Origin of the sequence: Campylobacter concisus (genome assembly GCF_003048605.1) — a bacterium.
GTDB lineage: Bacteria > Campylobacterota > Campylobacteria > Campylobacterales > Campylobacteraceae > Campylobacter_A > Campylobacter_A concisus_BM.
Genome location: NZ_PIRX01000005.1, coordinates 120,199 through 143,940, shown reverse-complemented (window position 1 = coordinate 143,940; position 23,742 = coordinate 120,199). Strand labels below are relative to the sequence as shown.

General features: G+C 37.0%; 24 protein-coding genes. 16 read left to right on the top strand and 8 right to left on the bottom strand.

Features of this window, described 5'->3' with window-relative positions; all coding sequences use genetic code 11:
• Nucleotide 1 precedes the first annotated feature (1 nt).
• From CVS86_RS09905 to CVS86_RS05460, 6 genes are all read right to left on the bottom strand, one after another.
• Nucleotides 2-3,775 (bottom strand): hypothetical protein, encoded by a 3,774-nt coding sequence (locus CVS86_RS09905; protein WP_199906523.1) that lies wholly within the window; start codon nucleotides 3,773-3,775, stop codon nucleotides 2-4.
• A 24-nt stretch (nucleotides 3,776-3,799) separates the two neighbouring features.
• Complete coding sequence (locus CVS86_RS05480) at nucleotides 3,800-7,387, bottom strand: DUF2974 domain-containing protein (RefSeq protein ID WP_107791238.1); 3,588 nt, start codon at nucleotides 7,385-7,387, stop codon at nucleotides 3,800-3,802.
• A complete protein-coding gene (locus CVS86_RS05475) occupies nucleotides 7,387-8,016 on the bottom strand; it encodes a tRNA 2-selenouridine synthase (RefSeq protein ID WP_107791237.1) in 630 nt (209 codons plus the stop codon). Before CVS86_RS05475 ends, CVS86_RS05480 begins: the two co-directional genes overlap by 1 nt.
• A gap of 98 nt (nucleotides 8,017-8,114) precedes the next feature.
• On the bottom strand, nucleotides 8,115-8,252 hold the full coding sequence (locus tag CVS86_RS05470) for a diadenosine tetraphosphate hydrolase (RefSeq protein WP_107791236.1): 138 nt from the start codon (nucleotides 8,250-8,252) through the stop codon (nucleotides 8,115-8,117).
• Nucleotides 8,253-8,327: 75 nt separating this feature from the next.
• The gene (locus CVS86_RS05465) at nucleotides 8,328-8,888 is read right to left on the bottom strand and encodes a tRNA 2-selenouridine synthase (RefSeq protein ID WP_234399232.1); all 561 of its coding nucleotides are present in this window, start codon (nucleotides 8,886-8,888) and stop codon (nucleotides 8,328-8,330) included.
• A gap of 243 nt (nucleotides 8,889-9,131) precedes the next feature.
• The gene (locus tag CVS86_RS05460) at nucleotides 9,132-9,755 is read right to left on the bottom strand and encodes a tRNA 2-selenouridine synthase (protein WP_107791235.1); all 624 of its coding nucleotides are present in this window, start codon (nucleotides 9,753-9,755) and stop codon (nucleotides 9,132-9,134) included.
• 316 nt (nucleotides 9,756-10,071) lie between these two features.
• Between CVS86_RS05460 and CVS86_RS05455 the strand changes: the two genes are divergently transcribed.
• Nucleotides 10,072-11,262: a NifS family cysteine desulfurase gene (locus CVS86_RS05455; RefSeq protein ID WP_107791234.1), complete on the top strand. Its 1,191-nt coding sequence runs from the start codon at nucleotides 10,072-10,074 to the stop codon at nucleotides 11,260-11,262.
• Between the two features lie 16 nt (nucleotides 11,263-11,278).
• Nucleotides 11,279-12,271 carry an iron-sulfur cluster assembly scaffold protein NifU gene (locus CVS86_RS05450; RefSeq protein ID WP_004318029.1) on the top strand — a complete coding sequence of 331 codons (993 nt, stop codon included), beginning with the start codon at nucleotides 11,279-11,281 and terminating at the stop codon, nucleotides 12,269-12,271.
• Between the two features lie 88 nt (nucleotides 12,272-12,359).
• On the opposite strand, the gene miaA is transcribed toward CVS86_RS05450, so the two are convergent.
• Nucleotides 12,360-13,235: a tRNA (adenosine(37)-N6)-dimethylallyltransferase MiaA gene (gene miaA, locus CVS86_RS05445; protein WP_107791233.1), complete on the bottom strand. Its 876-nt coding sequence runs from the start codon at nucleotides 13,233-13,235 to the stop codon at nucleotides 12,360-12,362.
• 2 nt (nucleotides 13,236-13,237) lie between these two features.
• Nucleotides 13,238-14,452, bottom strand: coding sequence for an FAD-dependent oxidoreductase (locus CVS86_RS05440; RefSeq protein ID WP_107791232.1), 1,215 nt, complete (start codon nucleotides 14,450-14,452; stop codon nucleotides 13,238-13,240).
• 102 nt (nucleotides 14,453-14,554) lie between these two features.
• Between CVS86_RS05440 and mqnP the strand changes: the two genes are divergently transcribed.
• The 14 genes from mqnP to CVS86_RS05370 all read left to right on the top strand — a co-directional run bounded on the left by mqnP (nucleotide 14,555) and on the right by CVS86_RS05370 (nucleotide 23,739).
• On the top strand, nucleotides 14,555-15,415 hold the full coding sequence (gene mqnP, locus CVS86_RS05435) for a menaquinone biosynthesis prenyltransferase MqnP (RefSeq protein ID WP_413784222.1): 861 nt from the start codon (nucleotides 14,555-14,557) through the stop codon (nucleotides 15,413-15,415).
• Nucleotides 15,412-15,933 (top strand): hypothetical protein, encoded by a 522-nt coding sequence (locus CVS86_RS05430; protein WP_103594415.1) that lies wholly within the window; start codon nucleotides 15,412-15,414, stop codon nucleotides 15,931-15,933. Before mqnP ends, CVS86_RS05430 begins: the two co-directional genes overlap by 4 nt.
• Before the next feature lie 9 nt (nucleotides 15,934-15,942).
• A complete protein-coding gene (locus CVS86_RS05425) occupies nucleotides 15,943-16,449 on the top strand; it encodes a DUF6115 domain-containing protein (protein ID WP_107791230.1) in 507 nt (168 codons plus the stop codon).
• Nucleotides 16,450-16,584: 135 nt separating this feature from the next.
• Nucleotides 16,585-17,553 (top strand): GTP 3',8-cyclase MoaA, encoded by a 969-nt coding sequence (gene moaA / locus CVS86_RS05420; protein ID WP_107791229.1) that lies wholly within the window; start codon nucleotides 16,585-16,587, stop codon nucleotides 17,551-17,553.
• A complete protein-coding gene (locus tag CVS86_RS05415) occupies nucleotides 17,553-18,308 on the top strand; it encodes a 7-carboxy-7-deazaguanine synthase QueE (protein WP_107791228.1) in 756 nt (251 codons plus the stop codon). Before moaA ends, CVS86_RS05415 begins: the two co-directional genes overlap by 1 nt.
• Nucleotides 18,308-18,889 carry a 6-pyruvoyl trahydropterin synthase family protein gene (locus CVS86_RS05410; RefSeq protein ID WP_107791263.1) on the top strand — a complete coding sequence of 194 codons (582 nt, stop codon included), beginning with the start codon at nucleotides 18,308-18,310 and terminating at the stop codon, nucleotides 18,887-18,889. The genes CVS86_RS05415 and CVS86_RS05410 overlap by 1 nt, the downstream gene beginning before the upstream one ends.
• Nucleotides 18,889-19,092 carry a hypothetical protein gene (locus tag CVS86_RS05405; protein WP_103599403.1) on the top strand — a complete coding sequence of 68 codons (204 nt, stop codon included), beginning with the start codon at nucleotides 18,889-18,891 and terminating at the stop codon, nucleotides 19,090-19,092. Before CVS86_RS05410 ends, CVS86_RS05405 begins: the two co-directional genes overlap by 1 nt.
• Complete coding sequence (locus tag CVS86_RS05400; RefSeq protein WP_107791227.1) at nucleotides 19,089-19,490, top strand: hypothetical protein; 402 nt, start codon at nucleotides 19,089-19,091, stop codon at nucleotides 19,488-19,490. Before CVS86_RS05405 ends, CVS86_RS05400 begins: the two co-directional genes overlap by 4 nt.
• On the top strand, nucleotides 19,491-20,147 hold the full coding sequence (locus CVS86_RS05395; protein ID WP_103613630.1) for a 16S rRNA (uracil(1498)-N(3))-methyltransferase: 657 nt from the start codon (nucleotides 19,491-19,493) through the stop codon (nucleotides 20,145-20,147).
• An 81-nt stretch (nucleotides 20,148-20,228) separates the two neighbouring features.
• Nucleotides 20,229-20,429: a 50S ribosomal protein L31 gene (gene rpmE, locus CVS86_RS05390; RefSeq protein WP_009295018.1), complete on the top strand. Its 201-nt coding sequence runs from the start codon at nucleotides 20,229-20,231 to the stop codon at nucleotides 20,427-20,429.
• Between the two features lie 3 nt (nucleotides 20,430-20,432).
• Nucleotides 20,433-21,248 (top strand): 16S rRNA (cytidine(1402)-2'-O)-methyltransferase, encoded by an 816-nt coding sequence (gene rsmI / locus CVS86_RS05385; protein WP_107791226.1) that lies wholly within the window; start codon nucleotides 20,433-20,435, stop codon nucleotides 21,246-21,248.
• A gap of 100 nt (nucleotides 21,249-21,348) precedes the next feature.
• Nucleotides 21,349-22,029, top strand: a complete 681-nt coding sequence (gene rlmB, locus CVS86_RS05380; protein WP_107791225.1) for a 23S rRNA (guanosine(2251)-2'-O)-methyltransferase RlmB — start codon at nucleotides 21,349-21,351, stop codon at nucleotides 22,027-22,029.
• A complete protein-coding gene (locus tag CVS86_RS05375) occupies nucleotides 22,022-22,963 on the top strand; it encodes a phosphatidylglycerophosphate synthase (RefSeq protein ID WP_107791224.1) in 942 nt (313 codons plus the stop codon). Before rlmB ends, CVS86_RS05375 begins: the two co-directional genes overlap by 8 nt.
• Nucleotides 22,957-23,739, top strand: coding sequence for a hypothetical protein (locus CVS86_RS05370; RefSeq protein WP_107791223.1), 783 nt, complete (start codon nucleotides 22,957-22,959; stop codon nucleotides 23,737-23,739). Before CVS86_RS05375 ends, CVS86_RS05370 begins: the two co-directional genes overlap by 7 nt.
• Nucleotides 23,740-23,742: the final 3 nt, after the last annotated feature.

Here is a 23,742-nt window from a genome sequence, read left to right as displayed (position 1 = left end):
CTTATCCTATATATAGACCATCTTCCATTACTATGGTAGTGGCTAGACGACCGATTAGGCGTGGTGGGATTATAGCCTTAGAAATATTAAATTTACCGTTACTATAGTTATCTTTACACCCCACATACATACCCTTGACATTATTGTTTCCTATAACATCTAGTGCTTTTAGTAGTCTTCTTGATTTATTATCTACCTCTGAGCCAAAGGTGTTTAAATTTCCATTTTTAAAGTCTTCTAGTATCTCCATAGCTTCGTTGTATTTGTCTATTGGAATACCAAAAGTTGCATTGGCACTTTTGTTTTCAGCTACAGACTCTTTATACATCTCATAAATTTTCTCTCTTTGTTTTATATCTATTGAGTTTGATGGACTTATTGTTAGCAATGTTTTAACTCCTTGTAGCATAAGCTCTTTTGGTGAATATGCTAGCTTCTTGTTTCTTTTGTTTAGATTATTAAAGAACTCTTCATCAGTTTTATTATCTGTTCTTAGTTCATCCAGACATAGATAAGATATCATAGTATCTAGACTTATATCTTTAGATAGATTAGAGTCTAGTTTGTTTGTAGTGGTGTTTATATCATAGTAGAAGAAGTTATGATAGTCTAGTCCTCCACTAGATAGTCTTCCTCCTATGATGGTTCTTTTTAGGTCTATATTTATAAAAGATGAGTATATCTCTATAGGATAGTAGGTATATTCACCTGTTTCATTTGAATAAGGTTCATAAGATATATTCTTAACAGCATAAGCGTCATTAAATTTATTTGTGAAATACTTATGAAGTATTAGTTCATAAGATCTTTTTTGTTGTTCGTAAGATGAAGTATAAGCACTATCTAGAAAAAAATTAAAGCCAGCTTTTGCGAGATTGGATATTACTGCTTTTCCTGCATTTTTTGCAAATTCTATACCTATCCTTAAAGTTATAAGTTTTCTTGTAGTGCCTTTATACTCTTGTGTAAATTTTTCTTTATTTGGATGTTGAGCTTTGTCTTCTGCTTTTTGTCCAAAATAAGAAAAAAGGTAGTCATTGCTTTTTAGCTTTTGCATCTTAAAAAATTCACGACTTTTATGAAGATTAAGATTTTTTTTATCATTTTTGCCGATGAATATTAAATAAGGTTTTTCTTTTATTAGCGTGGCCAATCTAAGCTCTCCACCAGTTGCCATAAATATGCCTTTAACGACATTAAGAGGATTAGCGTCTTTTCCTACGTAAAACATTGTCCTTATAACACTTTTCCATACAGTTTCACCGCATTTATCTATAAAAAAGCCATAAAATGGAAATATATCATATAATATATCGTTCATTATAGACTTTAATGAAAAATCTATCACATCCTTGTACTCATCATCATTTATCAGCTTTATATATCTTTTAAATTTCTCATCCTCTATACTGCTCGTATCTATAGTATTAGGATTACCAAGTGCCTCTTTAAGCTCTTTATATTCTTCGTCACTTAAAGAAAACTCTTTTTTGAATTTACTTGCAAATTCCTCATTACTAATATCATGTGTATCTATGGTTGTTGGCTCTTCGAGTATCTTTTTTAACTCACTATATGTATCATCATCTAATATATGATCATCATCCGCCACATGGCTTTTTTCTATTTTTTCCACTATCTCTTCTATACAGATTGTATCCTTTTGCCTTGCTTTTGCCTCTTTTTCTTTTTTAAAGAAACATATAGGAACTTTTGTTTTATCTTCTTTTAGATAATAGGTATTTTTAGATAAAACTAGAAGCGTTTCGCCGTATAAATTTATGGCTTCACCCTCAAGATAAGGCTCTTGTTTAATTATGGAATTATCAAATATTTGTCTTAATATAAAATATCCCATCGTCAATAAAAATACTTTTGTAGCTGGATAATAGTATTCTGTTTCTATCTCAATTGCATCATTAGACTCCTCTGATAGTAGTTGCATCATACCTCTATCATCGATTGGTATTGAGGTTGGTTTACCCAGAGCATAAACAATGCGATCTCGTTCCGTATTCGAATTCAAATTTAAAAAGAAGGTTTTGAATTCCTCTATATTTGCCTTTAAAAATTCTTTCTCATTTTTGATTATCTCTTCCATGTCTTTAGCATTTTTAAAGTGCTTATCTATATGACTTAAATAGTCGACAGCTTGTGTAAATTCAAAGAATCTATCTGTGTTTCCAAAGATTTCTTTACCCATTGACGTGTTAAATATGGAATTCTTTGAAATGTTGTTTTTAAATTTCATTATCTTCTCTTTGCTAATCCTTGTAAATGGGCTTAAGCTTAACAGATATAGATCTTCATCGTTTTTGGCGTCTATTTGTATAGAGTACTGACTATAGTCTTTTGTGCCATTTAGTTGTTTAGGATCAGTCACCTTCTTATCATCCGCTCTATTTAGACTATCTACTATCTTGTAGTTTAATACGTTTTGCAAAAGATGCTCATTTAACTTTGCATTTTCTCTTATTGGGGCATTTGAGATGACAAGATAGTTTTTAGAGATACCGCTACTATTATTTGTATTGTGAGTGTTGTCTTTCGTGGTTAAGGATTTGTCTCTTAAAAGATTTGCAAATTTTAAAGAGTTAAAAAATGGATATTGCATATAGACAAAATTTGCTCTATTTGCGATCACGCACTCTTCTATCCTTTTAAGTAAGCTCTCTTCAGTATTATCCTTATCGTTTTTGCATATTGATATATTATTCTTTTTGTCTATATTTTCATATTTGCTTATCCTTGCATCAAATAGACTTTTTTCATCACCTTCTAATGAAAAATCAGAACAAATTCCAATGTACTCATCATAGTTACTTTTTGTCTTAGTGGCTGTTATATCAAACCCTGAAAAGTCTATAAATGCTCCACTCTTTTGATCGTCGTTTGTAAAAACTAAGATATTATTAAACGACACTGTATTTAATAGCCCTAGAGTAAAGCCAAACTTAGTAGCTAGCAAACTCATAACTGGACCAGAAAAAGTATAAAATCCTCTTTTTTGAAGAAATTCACTTACATTTTTTATAGCAGAAAGAGCATCTGGCACGGCAAGCAGCAGCTTTAGTGGTTTAAAGGTGGACTTCAAATCAGTTATATCGACAAGGCTAAAAAGAAATTTAAATATCTCTTTTGCCATGTAAAGCTTGCCATCATTTGAAGCTTTTTTAAGATTTTCTTTGATCTCTGTAAAGCCGCCCTTGATTGCTTCTATACTCTCTTTTTCCTTATCAAAATTTTCATGGTTTAGTATTATGGTGACTTTTTCTATTAGTGCGTTTTGTAGCTTATCCAACAATGAGTTAATTTGTTGATCTAATTTTTTATAGTTGCTCACTAGCTCACTAGATGCTTCTTCGAAATTTTTAACTTTATCATCTTTATCTCTAAATGAATTTGCTAAGTTTGCTAGCTCTTTAGTAAATTCTTCTATAATATCCTTTTCTTGACTAAGCACCTCTAAATTTATATTACTGTTTGCGACTTTTATTTCATCAGTTCTTTCAAAACCACGCTCATTTTTAAATAAACTAAACTTATCAAAGTACTTATAAGTCTTTATGCTAACGTTTTTGCCCGCTTTTTTTTGATCATATAGCTTGGTAAATATCTTATTATATAAGGCATCTCCGTTTAGTATGTTTGTATTATAGAAATGATTTAAGTCACGACAATAAAAAGTTATATTTTTGTATGTCTCACCATTAACACCAAACTCGAAAAGCAATTCCTCTATGCTTCTAATAATTTTCGTATTATCTAATCTCAAGAACGATCCTTCACTTTAAATTTATCAACTAACAAGCATTGTAAAGCTAGTTGTGTTTATGTCGTTTTCATATCCACTATCTAGCCCTTTAGCTATCTCAAGCTCTATACTTTTAGCGCCAGTTGGAGTTAAAAATACATTCGTATAAGTTTGCTTGTTTTTATCTGTGCTAGAGCTGTTAAACTCGTCTAAACTAGCATAAAATCCCACACCACTTTCAGGATTATTTGCCTTTTTATAGTTCTCTTTATCAAGTGCGCTAAAATTCTTTGGAGCAACAAATACCAAATTTAGCTTATCCGCTCCATATCTTAGTTTAAATTCTTTGATATCATAACGCTTATCGTCATAATTATCCGCCAAAAGAGCCTTTAAATTCTTATCCTCTACGTCTCTTCCCTCATCTAAGTTGAGCTTGATCTTTTTAAAACCATTTTTATCTTCAAATTTTTTATCAAATAGATAGTACGTAGCCACCAAAAGGTTATCACTCTGAGAAGCAAAAGCCTTTACATGCAGCCTTATGACTGGCTTGTTTAAATTTGGATTTAGCACCGCTGCATTATTGTTTTCAGATGCAGGGCTACCTACACTATGAGCTAGCTTTATCCTATTTTCTTTTTTTATGCACCTTAGCGGTGAGCTGGTGTTGCTTAGGCACGCTGGCACTAGATCTTGCATAACAGCATAGTGGTTATTCATACTTTTTAGACTAAGAGCCGCTCTTGGTACGTATGCCACCTTGGTGCAAGGGTTTTTAGCTGAGCAGCCAACTATCGGTGAGTTTATAAAGTCAACATCAAGTATCACACCTTGATCATCTGACCTTATGCTTTTGCCCGCTCTACTTTTTAAGATCACATGGCCACCATGTGGGCAAACTACCACGTCATCTTCTATTATTGGATTAGCAAAGGCAGTGCCCCCAGCACTTACCGCGCTACTTCTCTTTTCTAAATTTAGTCTCTCACTTGCCTTTTCAAGCGACTCCTTGGTCTCTTTGTTTGTTGGCTTTAGGTCTATATTTAGGCTTTTGTTTAGTAAAGAGTAGTTTAGCACACAAGCTCGTTGGTTTTTATAATCGATAGTTAGTCTTCCCTTGTCTTTATCCTCATCTCTTGGCTGGTGAGCAAAGGATACAGCGTTTGAGCTTTCCTCCTCCGCGCTCTCTTCATTTTTAAAGTATAGTGGATAGTCTGATTGTTCTGTGGCGGTGTTTAGAAGCATAGAGCCTAGATATACCCTTTGCTCCATACTTTTACTATCTAGTTTAAATATATCATTTAAGACCGCCGCGTCTATGATGCTTTTATCTTCAGCACTTACACTAAGAGTGTTTTCTTTTTTATGAAAGATATCCCCAAAGCTCTCATTTGCAAGAGCTCTTATACCCTCAGTTGCTAGTTTGTTATTGCGTGCTATATCGTTATTGCTTAAAGTTGATGGTTTATGCGCTATAACTATCGCTTCATCGCTAGAGCTTGCCTCATTAGAGCTAACACTAGCTAAGAAATTCTCGTTTTCTACAAGTTTTTTGTAGTCGGCATATTTTAGGCTTATTATGCTTTTTAGTATCTCTATCCTATCTTTTACGTACGTAGTAGCAAGCTTCATATCCACCTTGTCGTCACACAGGGTTGTTATGCTCTTATAGATATTTTTGTTATAAGCGAAGTATTTGCCTAGTTCGTCTTTTTCTATCTTCTTATCAAAGACAAATAAATTTAAAGCACATATCGCCACTAGCATATCTATATCACCAGCTCTAGCACTACTTACTATCTGCGAGGCATTTAGCTTCTCTATATCCTCAGCATCCAAAAGCTTAACTAAGTGAGCCTCTTTATCGCTATTTTTATCTATATTTTTGCCTAAATTTTCGATGATATATCCAACCATATCTTGTTTAAATTTATCATCGCTAAATTTCCCTTGCTCATAAAAGAGGTTTAGATAAGCATAGAAGATATATAAAGGTGTATCAAGCATCGAGGTGTTGCTTATGCTATCTATATCCACATCTAAATTTAGCTTCATCCTTATACATCTTAGTTTAAATTTAAGCGACTGGATATACTCGTTTAGGTAGTCTAGGGCGCCTACGATATCTTTACCCTCTATCTTGCTTGCGTTTTCTTTATGCTCTAAGAGATAGCACATCAAGTATAGTATCATTACACTTTCTTTTAAAAAGTGCGACCTAACTAATATATTGATCAAGTGTCTATTATCAGTGTTTTTATACTCTATCTCATTAGCCATACCAACACCTAGCTTAAACCCAAGATCAGATATAACAGAAAGTGTAGGCTCCCACATTACATGCCAGTCTTTTGTGTAACTATCCTCATTTTTGCTGATGCTTTGCTTTACACTTTCTATATGATGTATCTCTATGCCTAGATCATCACCCTTGCTAGCTCTTTTTATATTTAGGCTTGTATCTTTGTTTGAAAGAGTCTTGCAAGCCTCATCGTTTTTCTCAACTGCATTTACGCACTCTTTCACCGTGCTCTTGTCATCCTTAAAACCAAGCATGCCTTTTATCTTATTAAAAGCAGAATTTACTAGCTTTCCTAAAAAGCCATCTGGATCAATAAGTCTTGCTACATACTTTGCCCCTCTAACTATGCCCTTAGCTATAAGACTAAGAAACCTTACCACCCAAGTAAAAGCTGAGCCTATTATCCCACCATAAATTCCTGGAGCATTATAAGTATAAAGCTCTTTTACTCCGCTATCTTTAAATGTAACAGCATATATCTGTGCTAGGTGTCCGCCTAGTGAGTGACCTGAGAGGATGACCTCTTTAGGACCATGAGAGGCTTGCTCTTGGTTTAAATTTAAAGAGCTCTCATCCCCACCATCCACACTATTTAAATTTAAACTATGAGAATTTATAGCTTCAACCATACTTGATTGGAGTGATTTTAGTGCAGATATCTGCATAATAGCCCTAGAGGTAATAGCCATAAAACCATCATCTAAAAAGTCGTTTCCCTTCATCTCCGTCCCTCTAAAACCTATGATATAGTTTGACTTGGCAGTGTCATAAAACACTGACGAGCTAAAGCCTGATTTTTGGTTTGGTATATGTTTTACTAGCTCGTAGCGATTGACAAAGAGCTTTGTGCGAGGGGAGAGGTCTTTTTGGGTGTAAAAAATTCTTGGAGGTTTAGTTTTAGACGTTTTTATAAAATTCTTTACATCGTTTGATAGTTCAACAATTTCTTCTTTTTCATCCCCTTCTTCCATTGGTTTTTTGACTATCTTTTCAGCCATAAATCTTGCTTCTATTGCTAAAGCGTAAGCGGTAGGATCGCCAGCTTTTTTTATAGTATTTCCGTCTTTATCTTGAATATCGCCGTCTAATATATCTCCTTTTTTTATATTATCTTTATATCTCCAAACAGGCTTATTTTTTTCTTCTTTTCTGTATGAATTTACAATGTTTTCAGGGACCTTTCCTTTACCAAACTTATCATTTAGATCATCTAGCCCATTTCTTTCATTCTCAAAGATATTATGTAAAAGAGCATAAGAAGCATCAGCTATATCTATATAGTCTTTAAAGCAGTTTATTAGTTCTTTGCTTGATTTTTTAGGTTGCATTATTTATCCTTGCTTGCTCTTTCAAATTTGCCATTAGTTAGTATAAATTTATTATCACCACTTATATTCACATATCTATTTTTTTTAAAACTAAAGCCCATACCTTCATCGCCATATAAACCATAATCTGTCTTAGTAACGTAATAATCAACTGTCATATCTATAACTTCGATATTGTCATCTTTGCCTATGCAAAAGTAACCTAGATCAAAACCTGGTTTTGATTTATTGTAATTATCTATACCTATGAAATTTATAACCTTTTCTTTATATTCTGCTGGAATTTTTAATTTTTTGCCAGTTTGATTTTCATAGTCTGTTGAATTTTCATAGTATTTCTTGCCATTTGACAAAGTTTGTGGAAATTTCTCATCAACTACTTTTGTATTAACAGCATATAGTCCACCACCTAAATCTTTTCCTCTTGTATTTTTTCTTAGCTCTTTTCTCTCAGCTTCTCTTTTCTCTATCTCTTTTTCAAATTTCTCATTAAACACATAAACTCCACCATATTTACTAGCTAAATTCTCTAGCTCAGAGTTACTTATCTTATTGCTTGCTTGATTTGCAGAGCAGGCTATTAAAAATATGCTTGTTAGTAGTAGAAGTGTAATTGCAACAAATTTCATCCTATATCCTTTTAGAAATTTTATTTTGCTTATTTTATTGTCTTTGAAATTATAATATTATTAATTTATTATGTTTTATTTGTAGATTGTTAAATTTTTTATTGATTGAAGCTATTGTTTAGTTTATTTCTTTCATTCTCAAAAACATTATGTAAAAGAGCATAAGAAGCATCAGCGATATCTATATAGTCTTTAAAGCAGTTTATTAGTTCTTTACTGGTCTTATTTGATTTCATAATAGATCCTTTTTTATTTTTCTGCTTTTATAAATTTGCCATTAGTTAGTATAAATTTATTATCGCCACTTATATTCACATATCTATTTTTTTAAAACTAAAGCCCATACCTTCATCGCCATATAAACCATAATCTGTCTTAGTAACGTAATAATCAACTGTCATATCTATAACTTCTATATTGTCATCTTTATCTATACAAAAGTAACCTAGATCAAAACCTGGCTTTGATTTATTGTAATTATCTATACCTATGAAATTTATAACCTTTTCTTTATATTCTGCTGGAATTTTTAATTTTTTGCCAGTTTGATTTTCATAGTCTGTTGAATTTTCATAGTATTTTTTGCCGTTTGAGAGGGTTTGTGGATACTTTACATCAAATCCTTTTAAATTCTTTCTCATCTCAGCATCCGTTTTTGAAGCATTCACTATTGCTAACTCTGCTTCTCGCCTTATCTTTTCTTTAGTAGTTATCTCTTTTTCAAATTTCTCATTAAATACATAAACTCCACCATATTTACTAGCTAAATTCTCTAGTTCAGAGTTACTTATCTTATTGCTTGCTTGATTTGCAGAGCAGGCTATTAAAAATATGCTTGTTAGTAGTAGAAGTATAATTGCAACAAATTTCATCCTATGTCCTTTTAGAAAATTTATTTTGCTTATTTTATTGTCTTTGAAATTATAATATTATTAATTTATTATGTTTTATTTGTAGATTGTTAAATTTTTTTATTAATTGAGGCTGTTTTTATCTATATTATTGTCTAGCCCATTTCTTTCGACTTCAGTGAAGCATTGCATAACTTGCATCAGCAATATCAATGTAGTCTTTAAAACAATTTATTAGCTCTTTGTTTGATTTTTTAGTTTGCATTACTTATCCTTGCTTGCTCTTTCAAATTTACCATTTATTATGTGAAATTCACTTCTGCTTGTCCTAGTGACAAAGTTTTGTTTGCTAAGTTTAACGCCACGTCCTTCATCACCAAATAAGCCATATTTTGTTTTTACGTATGTGTAAGAAGCTCTTACTGTTATAGGTATAGCTATCCCATTGTCTTCATATAGATAAAACATTAATAACTCTGGTTTTTGCTTATTAAAATCATCTCCTATAAATTCTTTGATTTTGTTTATATAAACTTCAGGAATTTCAGCTTTTTTGCCAGTTTCTCGTTCATAGTCTATCCAGCGTGTATAGTATTTCTTGCCATTTGACAAAGTTTGTGGAAATTTCTCATCAACTACTTTTGTATTAACAGCATATAGTCCACCACCTAAATCTTTTCCTCTTGTATTTTTTCTTAGCTCTTTTCTCTCAGCTTCTCTTTTCTCTATCTCTTTTTCAAATTTCTCATTAAACACATAAACTCCACCATATTTACTAGCTAAATTCTCTAGCTCAGAGTTACTTATCTTATTGCTTGCTTGATTTGCAGAGCAGGCTATTAAAAATATGCTTGTTAGTAGTAGAAGTATAATGCCTATAAATTTCATCCTATATCCTTTTAGAAATTTTATTTTGCTTATTTTATTGTCGATATATTTACGTTACGATTAATTACCTCACTTTTGAATATTAATCCTTAAGAAAAAGAATTAATATTAAGAGTAAAATAGGCTCTTTTAGGCGAAATTTCGCAAATGGCGTATCTGACAAATATTGATAAAGAATTTCAATATTTTTTACTATCAAAATGAGCCAAATATTGAAAAAACTAAAGCATTTTTTTAAACTTGCTTTTAACTTTTTTGTTATAATATCCCATCAAAAATAAAAGGGATATTTTTTATCCGAATTAAGGTTTTAAATTTGAGAGTATATTTAGACAATAACGCAACAACGATGGTTGATCCAGAAGCTTTTGAACTTATGAAGCCGTTTTTTTGTGAAAAGTACGGCAATCCAAACTCACTTCACAAATTTGGCTCAGAGACCCACCCAGCGCTAAGAACAGCGCTAGATCAGCTCTACGCTGGACTAAATGCAAAAGATAGCGATGACATCGTCGTTACCTCATGCGCAACCGAGAGCAACAACTGGGTTGTAAAAGGCATCTACTTTGACAAAATCGCAACTGGCGAGAAAAAACGCATCATCACAACCGCAGTCGAGCATCCAGCCATTTTGGCAACTTGTAAATTCCTAGAAAAATATGGCGTGGATCTTACAGTTTTAGACGTAAATAGCGACGGCATCGTCACTCCAGATCAGCTAAGAGCCGTCATGGACGAAAACGTCGCGCTTGTCGCCATAATGAGCGCAAACAACGAAACTGGCATGATCTTTCCTATAAAAGAGCTTGCTAAAGTTGCCCACGAATACGGCACTTTATTTCACACTGACGCCGTGCAAGCAGTTGGCAAGATAAAGATAGACGTTCAAGATTTAGACGTTGATTTTTTAAGCTTTTCAGCGCATAAATTTCACGGACCAAAGGGCGTTGGAGCGTTATTTATAAAAAATAGCATGCCACTAAGCAGCTTGCTTCACGGCGGCGAGCACATGGGCGGACGCAGAAGCGGCACACTTGATGTACCAGGCATCGTTGGCATGGGCAAGGCGCTTGAACTAGCAAATAAATTTATGGACTACGAGCACTCACACGTTCGTCGTTTGCGTGACAAACTTGAAGACGCGCTGCTACAAATTCCTGACGTTAGTATAGTTGGCACAAAAGATCAGCGCGTGCCAAACACCATCCTAGCATCTATCAAAGGTGTCGAGGGCGAGGCGATGCTTTGGGATCTAAATAGAGCTGGCATAGCGGCCTCTACTGGCTCTGCCTGTGCGAGCGAAACGCTTGAGAGCAATCCTATCATGGAGGCGATCGGCGCTGACAAAGAGCTAGCTCACACCGCACTTAGACTCTCTCTTTCAAGGTTTAACACAGAAGAAGAGATCGACTATGCGATCGAGCAGATAACAAAGGCTGTAAATAGGCTAAGAGGCATCTCAAGCACATTTGCATACGCCCCAGAGTGGCATAAGAGTGGATTATAAAATTTAAAGGAAAAACATGGCAAAAAATAACTTAATCGGCGGCTCTATCTGGGATGAATACTCAAAGGTAGTGCAAGATAGGATGAATAATCCTAAATTCATGGGCGAACTAACCGAAGAGGACGCCAAAAAAGCAAACGCAAAACTTATCATCGCTGACTTTGGCGCAGAGAGCTGCGGCGACGCGGTAAGGCTTTATTGGCTCGTTGATGAGAAAACTGACAAGATAATAGACGCTAAATTTAAAAGCTTTGGCTGTGGCACGGCGATAGCTAGCTCTGATACGATGGCTGAGCTTTGCATCGGCAAAACGGTCGATGAAGCGGTCAAGATAACAAATTTAGATGTCGAAAGAGCTATGCGTGACAACCCAGACACCCCAGCCGTCCCACCTCAAAAGATGCACTGCTCGGTTATGGCGTATGATGTCATCAAGGCAGCTGCTGCAAGCTACAAGGGCATAGACCCAGAGCACTTTGAAGATGAGATCATCGTTTGCGAGTGCGCTAGAGTGAGCCTTGGCACGATCAAAGAGGTGATAAGGCTAAACGACCTTCACACGGTTGAAGAGATCACGCAATACACCAAAGCAGGCGCATTTTGCAAATCATGCGTTAGACCTGGTGGACACGAGAAAAAAGACTACTACCTTGTTGATATCTTGCGCGATACTAGGGCTGAGATGGAGCAAGAGAGGCTAGAAGCTCAGGCAAATGCTCAAGCAAATAACACGCTTAGCGACGTTAGCTTTGAGAGCATGACGATGGTTGGCCAGCTAAAAGCGATCGAGTCGATCATCGATAAAGAGATCCGCCCGATGCTTATGATGGATGGCGGAAATTTAGAGATCATAGACATCAGAAACGATAACGGCGAAAATATCGATGTTTATATCCGCTATCTTGGCGCTTGCTCAGGCTGTTCAAGCGGCTCGACTGGCACGCTTTATGCGATAGAAAATGTCTTACAAGAGAGCCTAAGCCCAAAGATCAGGGTTATGCCTATATAAATTTATCGAACGGCTTCTTTTGGAGCTGTTCGCCTCTGCTAAATTTAAATTTACAACCCAAACAATTTAAATTTAACCAAGCTCAAATTTAGCCTTTTAAAAATTTCAAAACTTCACTTCTAGTCTGCGCCAAATCGCCCACAAATTTCTTCTCAAACTGCGAGCGGTTAAAGGTTCTCTGACGCTTAGCAAGCTGGGCTGTGTGCGTGGCGATAAGCGTTTCTAGCTCACTTTTTGAAATTTCACCCTCCAAAAACTGCTTGCACTCCTTTAGACCTATTGATTTTAATGGCTTTGGCTCGCTTTTATACTTGTCAAATAAAAACTTCGCCTCATCTATCAAGCCCTCATCTAGCATATTTTTCATCCGCTTTGCGATGCGAGCTCTAAGCTCATCTTTGTCCCACAAAATTTCAAATATCGCAAGCTCTTTTATGACGCTCTCTTTGGTATTTTGCTTTAGCCAAACGCTTGGAATTTGGCCGCTAAATTTATAAATTTGATACCATTTTTCGAGGCGATAAGAGTCATTTTGGCTAAATTTGCCTGCGAACTCAGGGTCGTTTTGTAAAGCTAGCTCGTAAATTTCCTCGTTGCTTAAATTTAGCTCGCATTTTGGCACATCTGGCGCAAGACCGCTTAGCATCGCCTTTAGATAAAAGCCACTTCCGCCTGTGATGATGAGCAAGCACTCTTGCGAGCGCGCAAATTCCTTTGCATTTTTGTAAATTTCAAAAAACGCCCCAACGCTAAATTCCTCATCAGGGTAAATTTCATCCACCCCAAAGTGCCTCACAGCCCCTAGCTGCCAGGGCTTTGGCTTTGCGCTGGCGATATCTATCTCTTTATAAAGTGCTAGCGAATCAAGGCTTAAGATGACGCCCCCAAATTCCTTTGCCAGCTCAAAGGCTAGATCGCTCTTACCGCTTGCCGTGGTGCCAATTAGTGCTAGCTCGCCAAACAAGCTTAGCCCTCGTAAAGTGAGCTAAAAAGTAAAATTTCATCGCTATCTTCGTTACTTTTACCCTCTTTTATAAGATCAGCCAAAACGCCTGCAAAGTGCGGTGCAAAGCTTAGTTCATTTAGCCCATACGCTTGGTTATAGAGTAAATTTTGATATGTCTCATCTCGTCCGATCGCTGGCTTGTCGTTTGAGCTAAGAAGCACGAAATTTGCCCTAAAACTAGGCTCTTTTAGCTCGCTTATGCCAAGGTGCGTCTTTAGCTCATTTAAAAATGCGTTGATCCTTTCTGTTTTTACGAGCGTATCGATCGCGCCCACTTGTAAATTTGTAATGATCGTGACGCCATTTTTGGTTGGATAAATTTTGGCAAACATATCATTCAAAATGATCGGTTTTTTAGGGATTTGACCCTCGCTTAGCGCGAGATCTATCGTGTAAAATTTAGCCAAAATGGCGCTTAAATTTGTCCCAAGCTTACTTGAAAGCTCCAAATTTCTGCTTACCACGACAAAGCTATCAGCTTCGTACTCGCCAGCTGCACCAACAGCCTTTTGCACGGCTTGCCCCTGTGTTTTTAGCTCATAAATTTCATCATTTATAAACTGCGCTCCGAGTTCATTTAGCTCATCAACAAGCGCCTTCTTTAGCTCAGCCGCGTCTATACTCGCGTTTTTAGCTAAATTTAGCGCCCCTTTTATATTTTTATTTATCAGGCCAAAATTTGCTAGCTCACTATCCACGCTTAAAATTTCTTGCTCGCTATCAGCGACCCTTGTCTCATCAAGCCTCTTTTTAAAGCTCTCATCCTCGCTAAAAACGAGATAAACGCCACTATCATCAAAATTTATCTGCGGATATTTTTCGTTTAGCTCTCTTAAAATTTCAAAGCTCTTTTGCCCAAATTTCTTAAACAAAATTCTCATCTTTTTATCGTGAGCCTTTGTTGATTTAAGCGTAAAATTCGCCATCCAAGCTCTAAAGTTTTCATTTAAGCAAAGCGCTATATCAAGCTCGCTTTTTTTACTAACAAGCCCCAAAAATGAGCTAGATATCGCTCCATCTCTTGCAAGCGCTGGGGTGTTAAATGGGGTTAAAATTCCACTCTCAAACTCATCTTTTTGGCTACTAATAACTAAAATTTCCTCGCCCTTTTTAGCTAGCTCAAGCGCCGTAAATAACGCACTAAAACCATCTCCGATAATCGATATTTTACTCATCATAACCCTTCATTTTAAATTACTCTTGCAATGATAATATAAATTTAGATTTAAAGCAAAATGGTGTAAAATCAGACACTTTTTAAAAAGATGGAAATTTATATGATCAAAAAGCTAAAAGATATCGCAGAACTCATCGTTTTTAAGCACTCGGTCTTTGCCCTGCCATTTATCTTTGTGGCGATGATAGTTGCGAGCAAGATAGAAAATGGCTCAGCTTGGTTTGGCTTTAAACTGCTTATTTTAGGCACTATTTGCGCGGTTAGCGCTAGAAATTTCGCCATGGCATTTAACAGATACCAAGACGAGGACATCGACAAGCTAAACCCACGCACCGCAAGCCGTCCAAGCGTAGATGGACGCATCGGCAAGGGCAATATGCAGCTTTTCATCGTAGCAAACGCGCTTATCTTTATCATCTGCGCTTATTTTGTAAATTCGCTCGCATTTTGGCTAAGCTTCCCTATCCTTGCCGTGCTTGGCGGATACTCGCTGTTTAAGCGATTTAGCGAGTTAGCGCACTTGGTGCTAGGCCTTAGTCTTGGACTTGCCCCCATCGCTGGCGTGGTCGCAGTGAGCGCTACTATACCGCTTTGGAGCGTGCTACTTTGCCTTGGTGTGACATTTTGGGTGGCTGGATTTGACCTGCTCTACTCGCTTCAAGATATTAAATTTGACCAAGAAAATAAGCTCTTTAGCATACCAGCCATTTATGGCGACAAAGCGACACTATTTTTATCAGCCATTTTTCACGCCTTAGCTTTTATACTTTGGCTACTTTTTGCTTGGGCGGCTGAGCTTGGAGCGATGGCATTTTTTGGCATTGTGGTAAGTGGCGTGATATTATTTTTCGAGCATAGGATCGTAAGGCGCGACTTTAGTAAGATAGACAGGGCGTTTTTCACGCTAAATGGCTACTTGGGAATTTTATTTTTCATCTTTGTTTGGATAAGTGTATTATGAGCGAAGTAAGGCTTTTTAAAGCGCCTCTTAGCATGGTTTATGAGTGCGACAAAAGTGGGGATGAGAAATTTTTAAGAGAATTTAACTCTATCTTGCCAGGCGACGAAGATGCGCTTGGAGCGTGGCTAAAGCGTGCAAAATCACGCGGCGAGACCAAAGAGAGCGACCAAGTCTTGCTAACGCTTGTCATCGAGCTTCATAGAAAGATCGACGCGCTTAGTGATTATATAAAAAATGAGCACAAGCAATACTTGCCACTAAAAGAGAGCGCAGATATCGATGAGATCGGCTTTACACATATAAAAATAAGCGAAGATAAATTTAAAAAAGATGAAATTTACTACGCAAGGATCGCGATGCCTATCTTTCCAAAGAGAAATTTGAGCCTTTACCTAAGGGCGCAGGATGAGAGGCTAGCAAAGATAGAGAACATGCACGAAGAGGACGAGGCTGACTGGAACGCTTACGTGACGGCTAGAGAGCGTGTGATGATAAGAGAGCTTAGAGCGAATTCGTAAAGGAAAAATATGGAAATTTACATTTTTTTAGGTTTTGGTATCGTTTTAGCGATAATAATAGCTTTGATATTTATAAAAGATAGCGAGACAAATAAGAAATTTACAAGATATGAGCGTGCCATAGAGAGCGCCATACAAGAAAACTATAATCTCAAAAAACAGCTAGCCGCACTGGCGAGCTTTAAGCCTGATGACGACGAGCAGCTAAAAGATGTAAAAGATGAGCTAAAAGAGCAGATAAACGAGCAGATCAATGAAAAGATCGTGCCGATAATCCGCGCTATAAAGAGTATCGAGCGAGTTATAGACGACTTTGCAACAGAGCAAAAAGATAGGATGTTTAACCTTGAGGAGCGAACAAGGGATATCAATAAAATCGCCCCAAGCGTTATAAATGAAGAAGAGCAAATTCTAAAGATGTTTAAGGACGGAAAGAGCGCAGCCATGATCGCAAAAGACCTTCACGTGGGTATGGGGCGAGTTGAGTTTGTGCTGAAATTTCACAAACTAGCCTAAATTTTACAGGCTTTTTAAAAAGACAAAACTACTCTTAAACTACAAAAATTGGCTTAAATTTTTATTTAGATTTAAATCTTTTAACATATAATTGAAAATTAAAAAAGCTCTAACCAAGCTTAAAAAAGGTGCTTTATGCTAATAGATAAATATGGTCGGGTTGTTGATTATTTAAGAATTTCTGTGACGCAGCGTTGCAATTTTAGATGTAGATATTGCATGCCTACGACGCCATTTAGTTGGACACCAAAAGAGAATTTACTGACATTTGAGGAGCTATTTTTATTTGTAAAAGTAGCTATCGACGAAGGCGTGACAAAGATCAGGATCACAGGCGGCGAGCCACTCGTGCGTAAGGACCTTGACGTCTTTATAAAGATGATAAGCGATTATAAGCCAGACATCGATCTAGCGCTTACGACAAATGGCTTTATGCTGCCACACTTTGCCAAAAGGCTAAAGGACGCTGGCCTAAAGCGCATAAATATGTCGCTTGATACGCTAAATGAGCAAAAGGCTAAATTTATCGCTCAAAAGAGCGTCTTACACGAGGTTTTAGCTGGCTTTGAGGCAGCACTTGATGTTGGATTAAAGGTGAAGATAAACACGGTCGCGCTAAAAGGCTTTAACGACGATGAGCTAGTAAATTTGCTTGAGTTTGCCAAATTTAGAAATTCTCAGATCAGATTTATCGAATATATGGAAAACTCACACGCCAAAGAGGATCTAAAAGGGCTAAAAAGCGATGAAATTTTAAAGATCATCTCGCAAAAATATAATGTCACAAAAGATGAAAAATTGCCAAACGCACCTGCGTCTATTTATAGGCTTGATGACGGCTATAAATTTGGCATCATTGACCCCCACAAACACGACTTTTGCGAGAGTTGCAACCGCATCAGACTAAGTGCTGAGGGGCTTTTGATACCTTGCCTTTACTTTGAAGATGCGCTAAGTATCAAAAAAGCGGTCGCAAATGGCGACATCGTCGCAGCAAGTGAGATCTTAAGGCAAGTGCTAGCTAACAAGCCAAAAGAGAACAAATGGGCTCTAGGAGCTGAAAATGAAACCTCTTCAAGGGCTTTTTACCAAACTGGTGGTTGATGAGCAAAGAGCTAGAATTAGTTGAGGCATTTTTAAGCATCCAAGGCGAAGGCGCTTATCAGGGCAGGCTCGCTGTGTTTTTACGCTTTTTGGGCTGCAACCTAAACTGCTCTGGCTTTGGCGTAAAGACAAGGTCTTTAAAAACAGGCGAAGAGCTTTTGGGATGCGATAGCATAAGAGCCGTTTTTAAGGGACATTTTCACCACAAAACATATAGCGCAGATGAAATTTTAAGCCTAGTTGATGGGCTTTGTAAAGGCTTAGAGCAAAAGCCGATCATCGTTTTAACAGGTGGCGAGCCACTCATCTGGCATCAAAATGAAAATTTCATAAATTTGGTAAGAAATTTGCTTATAAATTACGAGGTGCATTTTGAGACAAATGGCACGATCTTGGTTGATTTTGCTAAATTTGAAATTTATAAAAACTGCCATTTTGCACTTGGCGTTAAGCTAGCAAATAGCGGAGTTAGCGAGCAAAAACGCATAAATTTAGATGCTATTTTAGCTATCAAAAATAACGCAAAAAGTAGCTTTTTAAAATTTGTCCTCTCGCGCTTTGACAAAAGCGAGCTGGAGGAAATTTTAGATATAAAAAATAGAGCAAATTTGCCAGTCTGGTGCATGGCAATGGGCGCAAATAAAGACGAGCTAAGCAAAAATGCTCTAAAAACAGCACAATTTGCCATAAAGCATGGATTTAACTACTCAGAGCGTATCCACATCAGGCTTTGGGGCGACAAAGAGGGTGTTTGATGATTATTAGAAAACTTTTTAGATTTGAAAATGCGCATATCGTGAGGTTTTGTAGCTCAAAACGCTGCAGGACGAGCATCCATGGCCACAGCTACGTAGCAGAAATTTTACTTAGCTCAAATTTCTTAGACAACGCTGGCATGGTCTATGACTTTGGGCTGATGAAGCAAAACATAAAGACAATCATCGATAGCTTTGATCACGCCACGACCATATTTTCAGGCGATAGTGACGAATACAAAAACGACCTTAAAAAGCACTCTGCAAGGTGGATAGAGATCCCACTAAATCCCAGTGCAGAGCAGTTTTGCCGTATATTTTTTGTAATGATCGAGCGGATACTTGAGCTTAGCGTGATGAACAACGGCGAGCGCGAAGTAAAGCTTCACAGCGTCATCGTGCACGAGACCGATACTGGCTATGCGCAGTGCTTTAAAGAGGACGCGACAAACCCACAAATGGGCAAGATAAGGCTTAGCGATATCAAATTTTCTGAGGCGATTATAGATGAGTGGGAAGATAAAAATTTGTTTGAAAAGATGATAAATAAGATAAAAATAGAAAATCCAAAGGACGTTTAATGAAAAAATTTATAACCTCTTTTTTGCTTATAGCTAGCGTATTTTTGGGATGTGGAGATAAAGAAGAGGCCAAAAGTGACGTTAGTGAGCCAGTCCCCAGTGATGTTACGATAGCTCAGCCTGATGCGAATGTAACTATCGACGAACAGCTGCCACCTGAGCCAGTCGTCGAAGAAAACGAGCCTCCTAAAGAGAAGAAATGAACGAACACTTAAGCTCACTCTACGCTTATACTTTGCCATTTCACGTGACATTTTTTTATGAGCTACTTGCTTTAGCGGCGCTTTATCTAGCGCTTACTCAGTTTGGAGTGGAGAGTAAAAACTACGTGCTTCGTATAAGGTATTTCTTGCCTATTTATCATATGTTGCTTAGCTTTTTGGTGCTAACTGGGCTTATTTTGTGGGCATATTATAGTTACGAACCAAAATTTAACGCCATAAAAATGCTTCTTATCTTGATAGCTTTGATCGCACTTAGCGCAGTTGGATACAAAAGACTAAAGAGATATGCCGTTGCTGGCGAGCTAGAGAAATTTAAAAAATTTGCCCTTATTAAAGGCATTTGCGACATTATTTTGATCATCATAGCAGGGATTTAGATGAAATTTTTATATGATAAAAACGCTGGCGAAGAGCGCTTAAAAATAGTAAATGAGGCATTTTTGCACCTAAAAGCAAGAAGGGTTGAGGCTGGAGAGCGCATAAGTGTTAGAAATTTACGCGACGATAAAGAGTATATCTACGAGATAGATGAGATAGAGCGCAGAAGTGCAAATTTAAGCCTTGTCTTTGCTAGCCTAAACTGCGAGCATAAATTTGACTTTACCATCGCTTGGGCGGTCGTTGATCCAAAGACTATCGAAAAGGCGCTGCCATTTTTAAATGAGCTTGGCGTTGGCAAGATCGCCTTTGTCTATACTAAATTTTCTCAGGCAAATTTCAAGATCGACCTTGAAAAACTAAACTACATAAACGCACTTTCATGTGAGCAGTGCGGGAGAACGTCGCTAATGGAGTTTGAAATTTACAAAAATTTAGACGAGCTAATGAACGTTTATAAAAATGTCTCGGCTATAAATTTTGGCGGTAAAAATTTAAATGAAAAAAGAGATGATGAAATTTTGATAATCGGTCCAGAGGGCGGATTTAGCGAGGATGAGACGGCTAAATTTAAAAATATCTACGGACTAAATACAAAAAATATCTTAAGATCGCAGACCGCAGTCATATCTGTGGCGGCAAAATTTCTTGCTTGATTTATTTGATTTTTAGATTAGTTTTTATATAATCAGCAACTTTTAAGGTAACAAATAGCCCAAAATAATAAAGGAAAGATGATGAAAAAAGAGATCCATCCAGAGTATGTAGATTGCACCGTAACTTGCGCGTGTGGCAACACTTTTAAGACAAAGTCAAACAAAAGCGAAATCAGAATTGACATTTGCGACAAGTGCCACCCATTTTTCACAGGCAGCGAAAAGATAGTCGATAGCGCTGGCCGTGTTGAGAAATTTAAGAAAAAATACGCTCAAAAATAAGCCTTGCTCTACTTTATTCCTACTCCAATAGGAAATTTAGAAGATATCTCGCTTCGTGCGATCAAAATTTTGCGTGAATGCGAGATAGCTATCTGTGAAGATACAAGAGTTTGCAAAAGCCTTGTAAATCTGCTAAACGAACGCTTTGACGCAAATATAAATATCTCAAATTTTATCCCGCTTCACACCCACAACGAAGATGAATTTTTCGCAAATTTAAGTGATGAAATTTGGAGTAAAAATATAGCTTATATGAGCGATGCTGGCATGCCAGGCATAAGCGATCCAGGCGTTAGTCTAGTAAGATACGCTCAAAAAAATGATATCAAATACGAAATTTTAAGCGGAGCAAACGCTGCACTTTTAAGCGTAGTCGCCAGCGGACTTTGTGATAAAGAGTTTGTTTTTTTAGGCTTTTTACCAAATACCGGTAGAGAGAGGGCTTTAGCTATACAAAATGCTTTAAATTTAGCCTATCCAGCCGTGATCTATGAAAGCCCAAAACGCATATTAAGCTTAGTGCAAAGCATTGCAAATTTAGAACCAGAGAGAGAAATTTTTGCCATAAAAGAGGCCACCAAAAAATTTGAGACTAAATTTAAAAATACAGCCAAAAATTTAGCCCAAATTTTAGAAAAAGCAAATTTAAACGGCGAGTGGGCGGTGGTCATCTCAAAAAGTGCTAACATAGTCACTCAAAATATCACAAAAGATGAGATCATTGCGCTTGACATCGCCCCAAAAGCAAAGGCAAAACTGCTTAGCAAAATAACTGGCAAGGACGTCAAAAAGATCTACGACGAGCTCATAAAAGCATAAATTTAAAAGCTCAGATTTCTCCAAAAAGTTTCAAAAATTCACTCAAATTTAGAAGCGAAATAAGTTAAATTTTACTTGACTTTAGCTACCATAAGCAACCATGATAATATACGGAAAACAGCTATTTTTACATATTTTGAACAAGCGCCCACAGATCCTAGAAGAGATCTATCTCTCAAAAGAGTGTGATAAAAAACTCTTCTCTAAAATTTGTGGCACTGGCAAGAAGATCATCCGCGTGGATAATCAAAAGGCGCAGTCGATGGCGCATGGCGGCAATCATCAAGGCTTCTTGGCAAGCGTTAGCGAGTTTGAGTTTTCAGACTTTAGTGAGCTAAAAAAGCTAAATTTCATCGCAGTGCTTTATGGCATAAGTGACGTCGGAAATATCGGCGCTATCGCTAGAAGTGCTTATGCTCTAGGCTGCGAAGGGTTAGTTGTCGTTTCAAAAAGTGTAAATATGCAAGGTGTTTTAAGGTCAAGTAGCGGTGCTGCTTACGAGATACCAATAGCGATCTTTGAAGACGGACTTAGCCTGCTAAACGAGCTAAAACAGTGTGGTTTTAAGCTCTACGCGACGGCAAGCAACGGCAAAAATATAAAAGAGATGAAATTTGCTGGCAAAAGGGCTTTGGTGATGGGCTCAGAGGGCGAAGGTATACCGCAAAAAGCTCTAGCAAAGTGCGATGAGTGCGTCGGTATCAAGCTAAAAGACGGCTGGGACTCCCTAAATGTAAGTGCAGCTTTTGCGATAATTTGTGATAGGATGATAGATGAATGAATTAGAAAATTTAAAAGAGATAGGCATAAAGGAAATTTCGCGCAAGACGCACATTGAACCCACTTTTTTACAATACATTTTTGACAAAAATTTTGAAAAATTATCACGCTTAAACATGAGAGGCTACGCCAAAATTTTGCAGCGTGAGTATGGCGTCGATCTTAGCGAACTTCTGGCTGAATACGACGCTTTCATGCAAGAAAACATGCCTGATGAGAGCAAAAAAACAAAAGTTAGCCCAAAAATTTCTTCTTACACACCTGAAGATGTCTCAATCCAAAGGCAAAGTAGCGGTGGTGGGGCTGGATTTTTCTTCTGGATCATCATTTTAGCTATCATCGCTGGCGGCGCCTACTACTTTGACGCTTACAAATACGTCCAAAATTTCATAGCAAGCTTAAATGAAGACAACACAAGCGTGAGCTACTCGCAATCAAGCATCGTCAATGAAGTGAAGAAAAATATAATCGACACAAACGTAACGATCTCTCAAAACACTCCAAAGATCGACACAAACGCTTCAAGCGTGAAAATTTCAGCTCCAGCTGAGCAAAACGTTACCGTAAGTCCTGCTAGCGTTGATCAAAATGCCCTAAAACCTAGTATGGCAGCCCAGCCAGCTCCAAAAGTAGAGCAAAACGTGACAAAACCGCTAAATGAAGCGATTATCACACCAAAACAACGCGTTTGGATAGGCATCATCAATCTTGAAAATGGTCAAAAAACATCAAGCGACACAAGCAAAAGCGTCAATATAAATTTAGACCAAAGACAACTAGTCGTTTGCGGAAATGGCAACATCGAGCTTAAGATCGGCGATAAAGTGACAAAGTATAACCCAAGCCGTCCAGCTAGATTTTTAGTAGAAAATGGCGATATGAAATTTTTAACTTATGACGAGTTTGTCGAGATGAATAAGGGCAAATCTTGGTAAAAAAACTAGCCATATTTCTTCTTTTTAGCGTTTTTTCATACGCTTTTGATCTAAATAGCAGCGCAAATGCACTAAGCAGCGGAAAAGATCTGCAAATTTCTTTAGAAAATTTAGACACTAACGGCTCGCTAAACGTTGGCGAGCTAGTCTCAAGGCTAAAGCAAAGCTCAAACTACGATGCTCTCTCATTTAGCTCAAATAGCTTAAATTTAAAATTTATAAGCACGCAAAAAGTCCCTTCAGCACTATTTGTAAAATCGATAAATTTAGCTCTTGAAGATGCAAATATAAGCGTGGCAAGGGTAAATTCTCTAAAAAATGGCAATGAAATTTCTTATGGGATTTTAGCCCTAAAAAGTGGTGGCATAGATCCAAATTTACTAAATTTCACGCTTAGTAAAAGCGGCTTTAAGATCATGGGATTTGATAGGCTTGATGGAAATTTAGCGCTTTATCTGGATGCTAAAAATATGAGCCTAAATGCGTCAAAAGTAAATTTTAACGAAGAGACCCCACTTGTAAAGAGTGGTGGCGTCTATATCGTCGACGTGGCAGGTGCAAGCAGCCTAAATATCATCTCAAATGAGCCAAACAAATGGGTGCCACTTGTTAGAATTTATGATAAAAATTTAAACCAAATCGATCTAAAAAGAGAAAACGAGATAAAAACTAACTACACCATAAATTTAGCTAACGACGCAAAATACGCGTTAATTAGCGACAATAGCGACATAACTAACATTAAAAACGAGATAATTATCAAGCTTATAAAATAGGAG